Origin of the sequence: Ralstonia nicotianae, assembly GCF_018243235.1 — a bacterium.
Taxonomy (GTDB): domain Bacteria; phylum Pseudomonadota; class Gammaproteobacteria; order Burkholderiales; family Burkholderiaceae; genus Ralstonia; species Ralstonia nicotianae.
Genome location: NZ_CP046674.1, coordinates 1,928,471 through 1,944,374, shown reverse-complemented (window position 1 = coordinate 1,944,374; position 15,904 = coordinate 1,928,471). Strand labels below are relative to the sequence as shown.

Here is a 15,904-nt window from a genome sequence, read left to right as displayed (position 1 = left end):
CCGACCGGGCCCGATCTTTCATCAAGGAGAACTCTCATGCGTCGAATCGCGATTGTGGGCGGTGGCCAGGCCGGCTTGCCGCTGGCCTTTGGGCTGCTGGACAAAGGCTACGAGGTGACCGTCGTCAGCAACCGGACACCGGACGACATCCGCCGCGGCAAGGTCATGTCCAGCCAGTGCATGTTCGATCCGGCATTGCAGATCGAACGCGAGCTCGGCATCAACGATTGGGAGGCGGACTGCCCGCCCGTCGAGGGCATCGGCTTTGCCGTGCCGCACTCCGAGCAGGCCGGCGCGAAAGCCATCGAATGGAGCGCCCGGCTGGACCGCCCGGCCCAGTCGGTGGACCAGCGCGTCAAGATGCCGGCGTGGCTGGAGCAGGTCCAAGCGCGCGGCGGCCGCCTGCTGCTCCAGGACGCGGGCATCGCCGAACTCGAAGCGCTGGCGCAAAGCCATGACCTGGTCATCCTCGCCGCCGGCAAGGGCGAGGTGGTCAAGCTGTTCGAGCGCGACGCCGCGCGCTCGCCGTTCGACAAGCCGCAGCGCGCCCTGGCGCTGACCTACGTGCACGGGCTGGAGCCGGCGCCGGATTACTCCCGCGTGGCGTTCAACCTGATTCCCGGCGTGGGCGAGTACTTCGTCTTCCCCGCGCTGACGCTCAGCGGCCCGTGCGACATCATGGTGTTCGAAGGCGTTCCCGGCGGCCCGCTGGATTGCTGGCGCGACGTGCGCACGCCGCAGGAGCACCTGGCCGCGAGCCGGCGCTTCCTGCAGACCTATCTGCCGTGGGAGGCGGACCGGGCCCGCAATGTCGAGCTGACCGACGACAAGGGCATTCTGGCCGGTGCGTTCGCGCCGACCGTGCGCAAGCCGGTGATGACGCTGCCGTCCGGCCGCCTGGTGTTCGGCCTGGGCGATGCCGTGGTCACCAACGACCCGATCACCGGCCAGGGCGCGAACAACGCGACCAAGGCATGCAAGGTCTATCTCGATGCCATCCTGGCCCGCGGCGAGCAGCCCTACACGCGCGACTGGATGGACGCGACGTTCGAGCAGTTCTGGGACTACGCCCAATGGGTCGTGCAGTGGACCAACTCGCTGCTGACCCCGCCCCCGCCGCACATCCTCGGCCTGCTGGGCACGGCCGAGCAAGCGCCCTCGCTGGCCAGCACGATCGCGAACGGCTTCAACCACCCGCCGAGCTACTTCCCGTGGTGGGCCGACGCGCAAGCCTGCGAGGGCTTCATCGCGCAGCACCAGCGCACCCCGGCCACGGCTACGGCTACGGCTACGGCTACGGCCTGAGGAGGATCCCATGTTGCAATGCCTCGCCCCCGATCCCACCGCCATGAGCGCCAACCACCACCACACCTGGGGCAACGTCGACCTCGAGCCCAAGGCGCTGCGCAATCTGTTCGGCAGCTACCCCACCGGGGTCGCGATCGTCACCACGCGCACGCCCGACGGGCGTGCCGTGGGGCTGACCATCAACTCCTTCGCCACGCTGTCGCTGGCCCCGCCGCTCGTGCTGTGGAGCCTGGTCGATCGCTCGCCCAACCTGGACGCGTTCCGCGCGTGCTCGCACTTCGCCATCAACATCCTGGCGAACGGACATGAGGCGCTGGCCAAGCGCTTCGCCAGCGCCGCCGTGCTCGACAAGTTCGACGGCGTGGCGCTGCAGGAAACGCCGGAAGGCGTGCCCGCGATCGACGGCGCGGTCACGACCCTGGTCTGCGCCCACGACCACTGCCGGCACGTCGGCGATCACCTGCTGCTGGTCGGGCGCGTGGTGCGCACCGCCAATCAGCCCGGTACGCCGCTGGTCTTCCATGCCGGCCGCTTCACGTCGCTGCATGCGGCCTCGTAGGCCGCCCCGTTCATCGCGCACCGCTGGAGACAGCCCATGACGTCCACCACCCCAACGATCCTGCCCGCGCTGGCCGCGGGATTGGCCCGCGGCAACATCCGCGTCGTCGATCTGACCCAGACGCTGTCGCCGTCGTTTCCGACCCTGCAGCTGCCGTCGCAGTTCGGGCAGGTCCAGCCGTTCAAGATCGAGCGCATCTCGCACTATGACGCATCCGGTCCTGCCTGGTACTGGAACAACTTCTCGTGCGGCGAGCACACCGGTACCCACTTCGATGCCCCCGCGCACTGGATCACGGGGCGCGACTACCCGGGCAACAGCGTGGACACCATCGCCCCGGAGAACTTCGTCGCGCCGGCCGTGGTGATCGATGCCAGCGCGCAGGTGCGCGAGAACGAAGACTGGCTGCTGACGGTGGATTTCCTGCAGGCCTGGGAGCAGCGCCACGGACGCATCCCGGCGGGCGCCTGGGTGCTGTTCCGCACGGACTGGTCGCTGCGGGTGGGCGATGCGGCGGCCTTCCTCAACATCCGGGAAGACGGCGCCCACACGCCGGGGCCGACGCAGGAAGCCGTCGAATGGCTGATCGGCGAGCGCAATGTGCACGGCTTCGGCGTGGAGACCATCAACACCGATGCGGGGCAGTCCTATGCGTGGCCGCTGGCCTATCCCTGCCACACGCTGATGCACGGGGCGAACCGGTACGGCCTGCAATGCCTCAAGAACCTCGATCAGCTGCCGCCGCGGGGGGCGTTCATCCTGGCGGCGCCGCTCAAGATCGAGGGCGGCTCGGGCAGCCCGCTGCGCGTGCTCGCGCTGGTGGAGTGAGCCATGACCGCATCGTCGGATCCGCACGTCATCTTCGTCGGCAGCGGCATCAACTCGCTGGTCAGCGCGGCGCTGCTGGCCACGCGCGGCAAGCGTGTGCTGGTGCTCGAGCGCAATGACCGGCTCGGCGGCTGCATCCGCACCGAAGAGCTGTTTCCCGGCTACCACCATGAGGTGATGTCTTCGTGGTACCCGCTGTTCGTCGGCAGCCCGGGCTATGCCGAGCTCAAGCCCGCGCTGGAGCAGGCGGGGCTGGCGTTCCTCTGCCCCGACTACACCACGGGCCTGGTCTGGCCGGACGGCCGCGGCCTGGCGCTCAAGCAGGATCTGAACGATGCGGTGCAACGCCTGGAGGCCCTGGCGCCCGGAGATGGCGCGGCCCTGGGCGCCATGGCCGCGCGCCTGTTCGGCCCCGATGCCGCGCTCACGTTCGGCCTGCTGGGCCAGAATCCGTACGGCTGGGCGATGCTCAAGCTGCTGTTCGGGCAGTGGCGCCAGCGCGGCACCGACGGCCTGGCGGCCTTCGCGGCCGACGCGCTGGAGACCTTCCGGCGCTGGTCGGAACGCACGCTGCGCTCCGACCTGGCCCGCGCGCTGATCGCGCCGTGGGTGCTGCACTCCGGGCTCGGCCCCGATGACGCCGGATCGGCCCTGATCGGCAAGCTGACCTTCGCCTCGGTGGTCAGCGGCGGCATGCCAGTGGTCAAGGGCGGCGGCAGCCGGCTGGTCGAAGCGCTCGCGCGGGTCATCGAGCAGCACGGCGGCACGCTGATGACCGGCACGCCGGTCGAGCAGGTGCTGACCGAGGGCCAGGGCCGCCGCCGGCGCGCCACCGGGGTGGCAGTGACCGGGGGCCGGCGCTTGCGTGCCCAGCAAGCCGTCGTCTGCAACGTCACGCCCCAGCAGCTGTACGGCCGCCTGCTGCCCGAGATGCCGCAGCCGCTGCGCGAGCGCGCCGAAGGCTATCGCTACGGGCGCGGCGACATGCAGATCCACTTCGCGCTGAACGCGCCGCCCGCCTGGCGCGAGGCGGAACTCTGCAAGGTGCCGCTGGTGCACCTGACCGAGAGCCTGGAGCAGGTCTGCGCCTCGGTCACGCAAGCCAACAACGGCCTGCTGCCGAGCCGCCCCACCCTCGGCATCGGCCAGCCGACGGTGGCCGACCCATCGCGCGCGCCCACGGGCGGCTGGATCCTGTGGATCCAGATGCAGGAGCTGCCGACGCGGCTCAAGGGCGATGCGGCGGGCGAGATTCCCGTGCCCGCCGACGGCCGCTGGAACGAAGCGGTGCGCGAAGCGTTCGCGGACCGCGTGCAGGCACGGCTCGAACGTGTCATGCCGGGGATCGCCGAACGCATCGTCGGCCGGCGCGCCTATTCGCCGGCGGACCTGGAGGCGCTGAACTGCAACCTGGTCGGCGGCGATCCTTACTCCGGCGTCTGCTCGCCCGACCAGTTTTTCTGGCTGCGTCCGTTCGCGGGCAGCCAGGGCGCCCGCGCGCACCGCACGCCGCTGGCCAACGTGTTCCACATCGGCGCCAGCACGCACCCGGGACCGGGGCTGGGCGCCGGCTCGGGGTTCATGGTGGCCCAGCACCTGAGTCCGCGCTAGCGGGCCACGCACACGCTGTCATCCGTCGATCGTCCCGGTCCGACCCGGCCGGGACGGGGCCGGCCTCGTCCGTTTTTTTCTCAACCATGGTCAAGGAAAACGCCATGCGCAAGTCTGCACTCAAGAACCCCCTGCTGGGCGTCCTGGCCTGTGCCGCCAGCATGACCGCGGCGCATGCCACCGAAGGCGGTGGCCTCGCCATCTATCCGGATGGCCTGGAGAACTACCTGGTCGGCGCGCTGCCGCCGCCGGGCGTGCATGCCCTGGTCTACGCCGGCGCCGCGCGCTACGACACGCTGCGCGGCAACAGCGGCCAATCCCTGCTGCAGGACTTCAAGGTTGATGTCAACGTACTGGCGCCGCGCCTGATCTGGGTGACGCCCGCGCAAGTGTTCGGCGGGCAACTGGCGTTCCACGCCATCGCCCCCCTGCTCGACGTCGACTTCCGCGCCAACGGCGCGCGCTTCAAGAGCTCGGGGCTGGGCGACATCACGCTCGGTACGGCCCTCGGGTATCACGTCTCACCGGCGCTCCACTATGTGATCGGCCTCGACGTGTTTGCGCCGACCGGTCATTACGATCCGACCGACCCCTCGAGCCTGGGCAAGAACTACTGGACGGCGCAACCGCTGGCCGCCATCACCTACATGCAGCCCACCGGCTTCAACGGCGACCTGAAGGTGATGTACGACCTCAACTTCCGCAACACCCGGACGGACACCCGCTCGGGCCAGGCCATCCATGCCGACTACAGCGCCGGCTGGGGTATCGGCAACGGCTGGGTGCTCGGGGTGGGCGGGTATGTCTACCAGCAGACCACGAACGACCAGGGCCCCGCCGCCGCCCAGGGCAAGGCCCGGGCGCTGGCGGTGGGCCCCTCCATCCGCTATGCGAACGATCGGGGCTGGCTCCTGACCGTCAAGTGGCAGAAGGAATTCCAAGTGCGCAACCGGCCTTCCGGCAGCCAGTTCTACGTCAAGGCTTCCATTCCCTTCTGATATGAAAAAGGGCGGCATCGCAACGATGCCGCCCTTCCCTTTTTTGCTCGGGCGCCCGGCGCAGGCGCGGCCGGACCCTGGTGCGATGTCGGCACGCAGCCGCCGGCGCATTGCCCCGGCGGCTTTCCGCCCGCCATGCGCGGCCCGCGTGTGCGTGCGGCAGGCAGCGCCGGCCGATCTCGCCGCGCTATCTGCGGCGCAGCGTCTGGCTGGGGGTTTCTCCGTAGCGCTGCTTGTAGTCGTTGCTGAAACGGCCCATGTGGGCGAATCCCCAGCGCAGGGCAACGCCCGCCACATTGGTGGCTTCGCCGCTCATCAGCTCGGTCCGTGTGCGCTCCATGCGCAGGTCGCGCAGATAGTGCATCGGGCTGACGCCGAGAAACTCCTTGAAGCCCGTGTACAGGCTGCGCACGCTGACGCCCACGACCTGGGCCAGCTGGTCTGCGCAGACGGGCTCGTGGGCATGGGCCTGCAGATAGTCCTGCGCGCGCCTGACGTGGCGCGGCAGGATCGTCCCCCGCCGCGACGGCGCAGCCTCGCTGTAGTTGTGCTGGTGCGAGGCCAGCAGCACCGAAGCGGCCAACTGCTCGATCTGCGCGATGACGAGCTTGTGCTGCGCCAGGTCGAGGCCCTGCGCCGAGCAATCGATCAGATAGCTCAGCAGGCACCGCCACTGCGCGCAGCCCCGCCATTCGAAGCCAAGCTCGAAACGCAGGGGCTGCTCCAGCGGATGGCCGAAATGGCCGACCAGCGTCCGCTCGACGAGGGAGCGCGACAGGCGCAGCATCAGCTGCTCGTTGCCCGCGGACCAGCGCATCTTGGTGCCCTCTTCGGGGCTGAGGACCGAGGCGACATCCGGACCGGAGTCGATGTGCTGTGCACCGCTCTCGACTTCCGCGCTCCCCGAAATGGGCATCTGCACCAGGAAGAAGCTGTCGAGGGGGCCGGGCTCGATCTCGACGGCCGCGCCGTACCGCAAGCGGCTGAGCGAGATGTCGCCGAGTGGCGTGTAGTGCATGCGCGCATCGAGGCGATCCGCGCCGCCCACCAGCGCCAGGCGGTGCGGTTTCATGACCCGTCCGACCATGGAGCGGATTTCATCGAGGTCGGCGGAGGCGAACAGCAACCGTTCCGGCGCGCACGGAAACGGATCGAGGGCGGCCGACAACCCAGCCGGACGCTGCGCTGCGGTCAGTGGGGGCGTTGTGTTCAACATGGGCTTTGCCTCCTGGGCTGGGGCCGAGTGTCGCGTCGATCATGGCAGCTTCACCTTCGGGCCGACCCGGCCCGTGGACGCCGCCACGACTTGCAAGACCCATACCAAGATGCATGATTTTTCATGCAGGTCATCACCCTCGCTGTTCGTGGCGGTCCGCCGTTTCGGGGCACGATCCGCCCCTTGCGTTGCGGTCCTGGAAAAAAAGTCTTCCCGAACAGCGAGTTCCAAGATCGTACCCGTCCATCCGCGCCGAGCCCACCTGAGGAAAACCCGCTCCCCCCAACGGTCCCCTATCCCCTTTTTGCGGCTGTTATCCACCCTCTGCCGAAAGTGAAATTGCATGATTAATCATGTATTGACGCGCCTTCATCGCGCAACGAAAGTGAAAGCCAAGGGCACTACCTGCCGGATGAACCGGAAAGAGGAACACCATGGCCGAGCGGTCGTTTGTCGAAGAAGTGAAGAAGCTGCGCCTGGGCGCGGGCGAGGTTTTCAGCGGCGAGGGCATCCTGGCCGTGACCAAGGCGCTGCTGGAATCGGGCGTCGCCTACGTGGCCGGCTACCAGGGCGCGCCGATCTCGCACCTGATGGACGTGCTGGCCGACGCGCAGGACATCCTGGGCGAGCACGGCATCCGCTTCGAGAACAGCGCCAGCGAAGCGACCGCGGCGGCCACGCTGGCGGCGTCGGTCAACTATCCGCTGCGCGGCGCGGTCACCTTCAAGGCCACGGTCGGCACCAACGTCGCGTCGGACGCGCTGGCCAACCTGGCCTCGGGCGGCGTGCTGGGCGGCGCGCTCATCATCGTGGGCGAAGACTACGGCGAGGGCTCGTCGATCATGCAGGAGCGCAGCCACGCCTTCGCGATGAAGTCGCAGATGTGGCTGCTCGATCCCCGCCCCAACCTGCCCTGCATCGTGCAGGCGGTCAAGGACGGCTTCGATCTGTCGGAGGCCAGCAGCACGCCGGTGATGCTGCAGATGCGCATCCGGTCGTGTCACGTGCACGGCCAGTTCGTCACGTCGGCGAACCGGCGGCCGGCCTTCACCGTCAAGGACGCGCTCGAGAACCCCACGCGGGACCTCAGCCGCATCGTCCTGCCGCCCGCGAGCTTCCAGCACGAGAAGGAGAAGGTGCATGACCGCTGGCCGGCCGCCATCCGCTTCATCCAGGCGCGCAAGCTCAACGAGTTCTTCTCGGAAGACGCGGCCGACGTCGGCATCGCGCTGCAGGGCGGCAACTACAACACCCTGATCCGGGCGCTGCAGAAGCTCGGCCTGGCCGACGTGTACGGCGAGTCGAAGATTCCGCTGTACGTCATGAACGTGGCCTACCCGCTGGTGGACGCCGAGTTCGAGCGCTTCTGCCAGGGCAAGCGCGCCATCCTGGTCCTGGAAGAAGGGCAGCCGAATTTCGTCGAGCAGAACGTCGCCAATATCCTGCGCCAGCTGGGCGTGCCGACCGCGCTGCACGGCAAGGATCTGCTGCCCATGGCGGGCGAGTACAACACCGCCACCGTGCTCACCGGCGTGCGCGCCTTCCTGGAGCGCTACGGCTACCTCGAGCCGCAGCCCAAGCCGGCGCGCAAGCAGCGCGTCATTCCGCTGACGGTGGTTGCGGCCAGCGCGGCGGACACGCCCCGCCAGCCGGCCCTGGCCGTCGGCACTGGGGACGATGACAACGGAGAAGGCAACGCCATTCCCGCCGCCAGCATCGCCGCCGAGCAGGCTGCGGGGGAAGCCGGCGCCGGCGAAGACGTGGCGGTGCTCCCGCCGCTGGAGCCGGTGGTGCATGCCCGGCCGCCCGGCTTCTGCACGGGCTGTCCGGAGCGGCCGATCTTCACCGCCATGAAGCTGGTCGAGCGCGAGCTGGGGCCCCATCACGTCAGCGCGGACATCGGCTGCCACCTGTTCTCCATCCTGCCGCCCTTCAACCTCGGCAACACCACGATGGGATACGGCCTGGGCGCCGCCGGCGCGGCCGCGCTGAACGCACCGGCCGGCAAGCGCGCCATCGCCGTGATGGGCGACGGCGGCTTCTGGCACAACGGCCTGACCAGCGGCGTCGCCAACGCGGTGTTCAACCGCAGCGACAACCTGACGATCATCGTCGACAACAGCTACACCTCGGCCACCGGCGGCCAGGACATCCTCTCGTCCACCGCGCTCAACCCGACGCGCAGCACGGGCCACGAGATCGAGCAGGCCGTCAAGGGCGTCGGCGTCGAGTGGGTCCGCACGATCAAGCGGACCTATGACCTGAAGACCATGACGGCGACGCTGCGCGAAGCGCTGACCACTCCGGTGAAAGGGCCGAAGGTGCTCATCGCCCAGAGTGAATGCATGCTCAACAAGCAGCGGCGCGAGAAGCCCCGGGCGCGCAAGGCCGCCGCCGCCGGCGAGCGCGTGGTGCGCGAGCGCTTCGGCGTGGACCCGGACACCTGCACCGGCGACCACTCCTGCATCCGGCTCTCGGGCTGCCCGTCGCTGTCGATCCGCCCCAACCCCGACCCGCTGCGCCGTGACCCCGTCGCCACCGTGATCGACAGCTGCGTGGGCTGCGGCCTGTGCGGTGAGGTCTCGCATGCCGCCGTGCTCTGCCCGTCGTTCTTCCGCGCCGAGATCGTCAGCAACCCGACGCGCCTGGACCGGCTGCGCCAGCGCGTGCGCGAGGGCGTGATCGGCTGGCTGCAGCGCCGCGACGCGAGGCGCCGGGTCCGGTACGCGTTCTGACGCCGCGCGGCCGGCGCGCATCCGGCCACCGCCCTGCTTTTCCTTTCGCACCGACGCGCCACGACTTCCCGTGCGCGCTCGGCGCCCCGCATCACCGCACCATCGGAGCCCCATCATGACTGTTGAGCCCATCAAGATCGCCATCCTCGCCATGGGTGGAGAAGGCGGCGGCGTGCTCGCGGACTGGATCGTCGACCTGGGCGAGGCCAACGGCTACTTCGCCCAGACGACCTCGGTCCCCGGGGTCGCCCAGCGCACCGGCGCCACGATCTACTACGTCGAACTGTTCCCGGGCGCGGCCGATGCCCCCGCGCGTGCCCCCGTGCTCGCGCTCATGCCCATGCCGGGCGATGTGGATGTGGTGCTGGCATCCGAACTGATGGAGGCCGGCCGCGCGGTGCAGCGCGGCTTCGTCACCCGGGAGCGCACCACACTGATCGCTTCCAGCCATCGCGTGTACTCCATCGCCGAGAAGTCGGCCATGGGCGACGGGCGCGTCGACAGCGATGAGCTGGCCCGCCAGGCCCGCGAGGCCGCCCGGCACTTCTTCAGCTTCGATATGGCGGAGGCCGCCGAGCGCGCGGGCAGCGTGGTCAGCGCCGTCCTGTTCGGCGCGCTGAGCGGCAGCGGGGTCCTGCCCTTCAGCCGCGAGCAGTTCGAGGCGACCATCGAGCGCGGCGGCGTCGGCGTCAAGCCCAGCCTGAAGGCCTTCGATGCCGGCTACGCCCGCGCCCGGCCCGGCCAGCCCGACGGCACGGCCGACGCGCCCCGGCCGATGCCCGCCGATGCCGCGCCCGCGCCCCGCGATCCGGCGGTCGCCGCGCTGCTCGAACGCGCGCGCCGGTTCGCGCCGCAGGTGTCGGCGATCGCCATCGAGGGCGTCCGGCGCCTGATCGACTACCAGGACCCGGCCTACGCCGGCCTGTACCTGGACCGGCTCGACGCGCTGTCCGCGGCGCCCGGCGGCAGCCAGCCCGACCTGCTGGGCGAAACCGCGCGCCACCTCGCGCTGTGGATGTCCTACGAGGACACCATCCGGGTCGCCGACCTCAAGACGCGCGGCAGCCGGTTCGAGCGGGTGCGCGGCGAGGTCCGGGCCAAGTCCGACCAGCTGCTGCAAATCAACGAGTTCATGCACCCGCGCATCGAAGAGATCTGCGAGACGCTGCCCGCGGGCCTGGGCCGCTGGCTGGCGCGGCCGCACTGGGCGCATCGGCTGGTCGCGCGCTTCACCCGGCAGGGCCGGGTCGTCAAGACCAGCTCGCTCGGCGGTTTCCTGCTGCTCTACACGCTGGCCCGCTGGGGCCGCTGGCGCCGGACGACGCTGCGCTACGCGCTCGAAAACGCGCGCATCGAAGCCTGGCTGCAGCGCGTGCGCGCCGTGGCCGCCATCAACCCCGCCCTGGCCCTGGAGACCGCGCAGTGCCAGCGCCTGGTCAAGGGCTATGGCGACACCCACGCGCGCGGCCTGAAGCACTACGAAACGCTGATGACGGTCGTCGACCGCCATGCCGACACCCTGCCGCCGCAGACCCTGCGCGAGCTGCGCGACGCGGCGCTGGCCGACGAGCACGGCAATCAGCTGCGCGCGTGCCTGCAACGCCATGCCTTTTCCGTCGAGGGATAACGCCATGCATCCGAATCCATGCCAGTTCAGCCGCCCCCACCGCATCCGGTTCGCCGAGTGCGACCCGGCCGGCATCGTGTTCTACCCGCAGTACTTCGTCATGTTCAACAACCTGCTCGAGGCCTGGATCGACAGCCTGCTGCCGGACGGCTTCGCGGGCTACATCGGCAAGCAAGGCTACGGGCTGCCGACGGTCCGGCTGGAAGCGGACTTCCGCGCGATCAGCCGCATGGGCGATGACGTGACGCTGAGCCTCGAAGTCGTGCGCCTGGGCGGCAAGTCGCTGACGCTGGCCCTTGCCTGCACGGGCAGCGACGGCGAGGTCCGCATGAGCGTCAATCAAGTGGTGGTGTCGACCTCGCTGACGACGCACCGCGCCATCGATATCCCGCAGGCCCTGCGGCAAGCCCTGACCGCGGCCCCCCTCAACGCAACAAGGAGCGCATCGTGAAAATCGTCTGCCTCGGCGGCGGCCCCGCCGGCCTCTATTTCGGGCTGCTGATGAAGCTGCAGGACCCGTCCAACGACGTCGTGGTCATCGAGCGCAACCGCCCCTATGACACCTTCGGCTGGGGCGTCGTGTTCTCCGATGCCACCATGGGCAATCTGCGGGAGGCCGACCCCGTTTCCGGCGCGACGATCGGCGACGCCTTCAACCGCTGGGACGACGTCGAGGTGCACTTCAAGGGCGAAGCGGTGCGCAGCGGCGGCCACGGCTTCATCGGGATCGGCCGCAAGAAGCTGCTCAACATCCTCCAGGCCCGCTGCGAGGAAGTGGGCGTCCAGCTCGTGTTCGAGCAGTATGTCGAAGACGATCAGGCAATCGCCCGCAAATACGGCGCCGACCTGGTGCTGGCCTCCGACGGCCTCAACAGCCTGGTGCGCAAGCGCTACGCCGAGACCTTCCGCCCGGACATCGACACGCGCAAGTGCCGCTTCGTGTGGCTCGGCACGAAGAAGGTGTTCGACGCCTTCAACTTCATCTTCGTGCCCACCGAGCATGGCTGGTTCCAGGCGCACGCCTACCGCTTCGAGGACGGCACCTCCACGTTCATCGTCGAGACGCCGGAAGCGACGTGGAAAGCGGCCGGCATCGACCAGATGTCGCAGGAAGAAGGCATCGCCTACTGCGAAAAACTTTTCGCCCCCTACCTGGACGGCCACCCGCTCATCAGCAACGCCTCGCACCTGCGCGGCTCCGCGATCTGGATCCAGTTCCCGCGCGTGATCTGCGAGCGCTGGGTGCACTGGAACGAGATCGACGGCAAGCGCGTGCCGGTGGTGCTGATGGGCGATGCGGCCCACACCGCGCACTTCTCGATCGGCTCGGGGACCAAGCTCGCGCTGGAAGACGCCATCGAACTGGCGCGCACGCTCAAGAACGTCGATGGCCCGCTCGAAGCCGCGCTCCAGCACTATGAGGCGGTCCGCTCGGTGGAAGTCCTGAAGATCCAGAACGCCGCGCGCAACTCGACCGAGTGGTTCGAGAACGTGGCCCGCTACGCCGGCCTGGCGCCCGAGCAGTTCGCCTATTCGCTGCTGACGCGCTCGCAGCGCATCTCGCACGAGAACCTGCGCCTGCGCGACCCGAAGTGGCTCGAAGACTACGAGCGCTGGCTGGCGCAGCGCGCCGGCGTGCCGGCCGCCGACGGCGGGCGCCCCTGCCCGCCCCTGCTGACGCCATACACCGTGCGCGGCATCACCCTGAAAAACCGCGTGGTGGTGTCGCCCACGCTGCTGTATTCGAGCCAGGACGGCGTGCCGGGGGCCTTCCACCTCGTGCACCTGGGCAGCCGGGCGCTGGGCGGCGCCGGCCTGCTGCTGACGGAGATGACGGCAGTGGCCCCCGAGGCGCGCATGACACCGGGATGCCCGGGGCTCTGGAACGACGAACAGGCCGCCGCCTGGAAGCGCGTCACCGACTTCGTGCACGGGCACGGCGACACGCGCATCGGCGTGCAGCTCGGCCACGCGGGGCGCCGCGGCTCGACCCGGGTCGGCTGGGACACGCCCGATCAGCCGCTGGCCGAGGGCAACTGGCCGCTCGTCTCCGCCAGCGCCTTGTCCTATCTGCCTGGCCGCTCCCAGCTGCCGCGCGAGGCCAGCCTGGACGATCTGGCGCGCATCCGCGAACAGTTTGTCGAGGCCACGCGCCGCGCCGCGGCCGCCGGCTTCGACTGGCTGGAGCTGCAGGCCGGCCACGGCTTCCTGCTGTCGAGCTTCATTTCGCCGCTGACCAACCGGCGCACCGACGCCTACGGCGGCGCGCTGGAGAACCGGCTGCGCTTCCCGCTGGAGGTGCTGGCCGCCGTGCGCGCGGCCTGGCCGGCGCACCTGCCGATCTCGGTGCGCATCTCGTGCACCGACTGGGCGCCGGGCGGCACCACGGTCGACGAGGCGGTCGAGATCGCCCGGCGCCTGCACCTGGGCGGCGCGGACCTGGTGGACGTCTCGTCCGGCGAGGTCACGCCCGACCAGAAGCCGGTCTACGGACGCCTGTACCAGACGCCGTTCGCCGACCGCATCCGCAACGAAGCCCGCGTGCCGACGATCGCGGTGGGCGCCATCAGCGACGCCGACCAGGTCAACGGCATCGTCGCCTCGGGCCGCGCCGACCTGTGCGCCCTCTCGCGAGCGCACCTGGCGGACGCGGCCTGGGTGCTGCGGGAAAGCGCCCGGCTGGGCTGGCACGACGTCGAATGGCCGCCCGCCTACCGGTTCGGCAAGGAACCGCTCGAACGCAGCTTTGCCCGCAGCCGCGCGTGATGCCGGCATTCGCTTGAACCAGACCAAGGAGATCCACGATGACAACAACCGCGTACGACGCCTATCGGGAAAGCATTGCCGGCCGTGCCGACGTGGCGGACACCCCGGAGCTGCTGGCCTACTACCAGCAGTTGGCGCGCCTGCAGGCCGGCGCACTGTGGACGGTGGCGAACAAGATCGAGCCCTGGCAGCCGAAGTCGGATTCCGTGCCGGTCCTGTGGCGCTACCGGGATCTGCGCGACCACGTGCTGCGCTCGGTGGCCCTCGTCTCGCCCGAAAAGGCGGGGCGTCGCGTCATCTACCTGAACAACCCCGGCCGGCAGGAGGTCAGCGCGGCGGTCGGCTGGCTGTACTCGGGGCTGCAGGTGATGCACCCCGGCGAAGTCGCCACGGCGCACGCGCATTCCTCGTCGGCGCTGCGCTTCATCATGGAAGGGCGCGGCGCGTACACCATCGTCGACGGCCACAAGATGACGCTCGACGCCAATGACTTCGTGCTCACGCCCAACGGTACGTGGCACGAGCACGGCGTCGAGGCGGACGGCCTGCCGTGCATCTGGCAGGACGGCCTGGACATTCCCCTGGTCAACGCGCTGGAGGCCGGCTTCTACGCCGTCCACCCCGATCTGCACCAGGCCGTCGGATACCCGGTCAACGACTCGACGGCGCTCTGGGGCGCGCCCGGCCTGCGCCCGCACGACGCGCGCTGGAGCAAGCCCTATTCGCCGCTGTTCAAGTATGCGTGGGGGCCGACGTACGAAGCGCTGCAGCGCTACGCGTACACCGTCGAGGGCAGCCCCTTCGACGGCGCCCTGATGCACTACGCCAACCCGGTGACCGGCGGCCACGTCATGTCGACCATCGGCGCCAGCATGCAGTTGCTGCGGCCGGGCTTCGTCGGCAAGGCGCACCGCCACACCGGCAGCTTCCTCTACCAGGTCGCCAAGGGCAGCGGCTATTCGATCATCAACGGCCAGCGCTTCGACTGGCGCGAACGCGACATCTTCTGCGTCCCGTCGTGGGCCTGGCACGAGCACGTCAACGGCAGCGCCAGCGAAGACGCCTGCCTGTTCTGCTTCAGCGACCTGCCGGTGATGGAAAAGCTCGGCCTCTACCGGGAGGAAGCCCTGGCCGACAACGATGGACACCAGCCGCTGCCTGGTCCCGCAGCGAAGTAAGCCGGCGGCGGCTGGCCCGCGCCACATTGAACATTCCTTGGAGAAGACACCATGCGACTCGTAACCTTCCGCGCCCACGTGAATGCGGCCGCCCGCCTCGGCGCCATCGTGGACAACCTCGTCGTCGACCTGGAGCGCTTCGGCGAGCATGTCGGCTGCGACCTGCCCGCCGACATGCTGGCGTTCATCGACCTTGGGCCCCACGCGGTCGCGGCAACCACCGCGCTGCTCGACGAATACCGCGGCAACTGGCCGCTGGGCACCGCCGTGCCGCTGGCCAACGTCAAGCTGCTCGCGCCGATTCCCCGGCCGCGCAAGAACATCTTCGGCATCGGCCTCAACTACGTCGAACACGTGGCCGAGTCGAGCCGCACGCTGGACACCGCGAAGGAACTGCCCAAGCAGCCCGTCATTTTCAGCAAGCCGCCGACCACGGTGATCGGCCCGGGCGATGCCATCGAGCACAACGCCGCCATCACCCGGCAACTGGACTGGGAAGTGGAGCTGGCCGTCATCATCGGCACGCGCGCCAAGCGGGTCGGCGAGGCCGACGCGCTCGCCCACGTGTTCGGCTACAGCCTGCTGATCGACATGAGCGCGCGCGACTGCCGGCGCGCCGGCCAGTGGATCTATTCCAAGGGGCAGGATACGTACGCCCCCTTCGGCCCCGTCATCGTCACGGCCGATGAGATTCCCGATCCGCACAACCTGGACCTGAGCCTGAAGGTGAACGGCGTGACCAAGCAGGATTCCAACACGCGCCACATGCTGTTCAAGGTGCCGGCGCTGATCGCCGACATCAGCGCCGGCATCACGCTGGAGCCGGGCGACATCATCGCGACCGGCACGCCGGAAGGCGTGGGCGCCGGCCGCGATCCGCAGGAATGGGTCTGGCCCGGCGACATCATCGAGGCGCAGCTGGAAAAGATCGGGGCGCTGCGCCACCCCGTGGTCGCGGTCGGCGACAGCGCGCAGGTCGAGGCCGGCCAGCCGGTGCGGCGCGTGGCCTGACCGAAACAGGGGCGGCAGGCGGATGTCGGCCTGCGCCCTGCCACCGCCCGGGCGCCCAAACCTGTGC

At 69.6% G+C, this 15,904-nt stretch carries 12 protein-coding genes; 11 read left to right on the top strand and 1 reads right to left on the bottom strand.

Annotation, left to right across the window (positions count from 1 at the left end; all coding sequences use genetic code 11):
• The first annotated feature begins 36 nt into the window (after window positions 1–36).
• From GO999_RS08815 to GO999_RS08795, 5 genes are all read left to right on the top strand, one after another.
• Window positions 37–1,305 (top strand): styrene monooxygenase/indole monooxygenase family protein, encoded by a 1,269-nt coding sequence (locus tag GO999_RS08815; protein ID WP_211906143.1) that lies wholly within the window; start codon window positions 37–39, stop codon window positions 1,303–1,305.
• A gap of 10 nt (window positions 1,306–1,315) precedes the next feature.
• On the top strand, window positions 1,316–1,867 hold the full coding sequence (locus tag GO999_RS08810; RefSeq protein ID WP_211906142.1) for a flavin reductase family protein: 552 nt from the start codon (window positions 1,316–1,318) through the stop codon (window positions 1,865–1,867).
• 36 nt (window positions 1,868–1,903) lie between these two features.
• Window positions 1,904–2,695: a cyclase family protein gene (locus tag GO999_RS08805; RefSeq protein WP_011001773.1), complete on the top strand. Its 792-nt coding sequence runs from the start codon at window positions 1,904–1,906 to the stop codon at window positions 2,693–2,695.
• A 3-nt stretch (window positions 2,696–2,698) separates the two neighbouring features.
• A complete protein-coding gene (locus GO999_RS08800) occupies window positions 2,699–4,306 on the top strand; it encodes a phytoene desaturase family protein (protein ID WP_071012230.1) in 1,608 nt (535 codons plus the stop codon).
• Between the two features lie 104 nt (window positions 4,307–4,410).
• Window positions 4,411–5,304, top strand: a complete 894-nt coding sequence (locus GO999_RS08795) for a SphA family protein (protein ID WP_211906141.1) — start codon at window positions 4,411–4,413, stop codon at window positions 5,302–5,304.
• Between the two features lie 187 nt (window positions 5,305–5,491).
• Here the strand turns inward: GO999_RS08795 and GO999_RS08790 are convergent, their stop codons facing one another.
• Complete coding sequence (locus tag GO999_RS08790; RefSeq protein WP_211906140.1) at window positions 5,492–6,520, bottom strand: AraC family transcriptional regulator; 1,029 nt, start codon at window positions 6,518–6,520, stop codon at window positions 5,492–5,494.
• 434 nt (window positions 6,521–6,954) lie between these two features.
• On the opposite strand from GO999_RS08790, the gene GO999_RS08785 reads away from it, so the two are divergent.
• The 6 genes from GO999_RS08785 (at window position 6,955) to GO999_RS08760 (ending at window position 15,837) form a co-directional block, all read left to right on the top strand.
• The gene (locus GO999_RS08785; protein WP_211906139.1) at window positions 6,955–9,255 is read left to right on the top strand and encodes a thiamine pyrophosphate-dependent enzyme; all 2,301 of its coding nucleotides are present in this window, start codon (window positions 6,955–6,957) and stop codon (window positions 9,253–9,255) included.
• A 115-nt stretch (window positions 9,256–9,370) separates the two neighbouring features.
• Complete coding sequence (locus tag GO999_RS08780) at window positions 9,371–10,882, top strand: indolepyruvate oxidoreductase subunit beta family protein (RefSeq protein WP_211906138.1); 1,512 nt, start codon at window positions 9,371–9,373, stop codon at window positions 10,880–10,882.
• Window positions 10,883–10,886: 4 nt separating this feature from the next.
• Window positions 10,887–11,333, top strand: coding sequence for an acyl-CoA thioesterase (locus GO999_RS08775; RefSeq protein WP_011001765.1), 447 nt, complete (start codon window positions 10,887–10,889; stop codon window positions 11,331–11,333).
• Window positions 11,330–13,648: a bifunctional salicylyl-CoA 5-hydroxylase/oxidoreductase gene (locus GO999_RS08770; protein ID WP_211906137.1), complete on the top strand. Its 2,319-nt coding sequence runs from the start codon at window positions 11,330–11,332 to the stop codon at window positions 13,646–13,648. The genes GO999_RS08775 and GO999_RS08770 overlap by 4 nt, the downstream gene beginning before the upstream one ends.
• A 38-nt stretch (window positions 13,649–13,686) precedes the next feature.
• Window positions 13,687–14,826 carry a cupin domain-containing protein gene (locus tag GO999_RS08765; RefSeq protein ID WP_011001763.1) on the top strand — a complete coding sequence of 380 codons (1,140 nt, stop codon included), beginning with the start codon at window positions 13,687–13,689 and terminating at the stop codon, window positions 14,824–14,826.
• Window positions 14,827–14,877: 51 nt separating this feature from the next.
• Window positions 14,878–15,837: a fumarylacetoacetate hydrolase family protein gene (locus GO999_RS08760; RefSeq protein ID WP_019718808.1), complete on the top strand. Its 960-nt coding sequence runs from the start codon at window positions 14,878–14,880 to the stop codon at window positions 15,835–15,837.
• Window positions 15,838–15,904 lie beyond the last annotated feature (67 nt).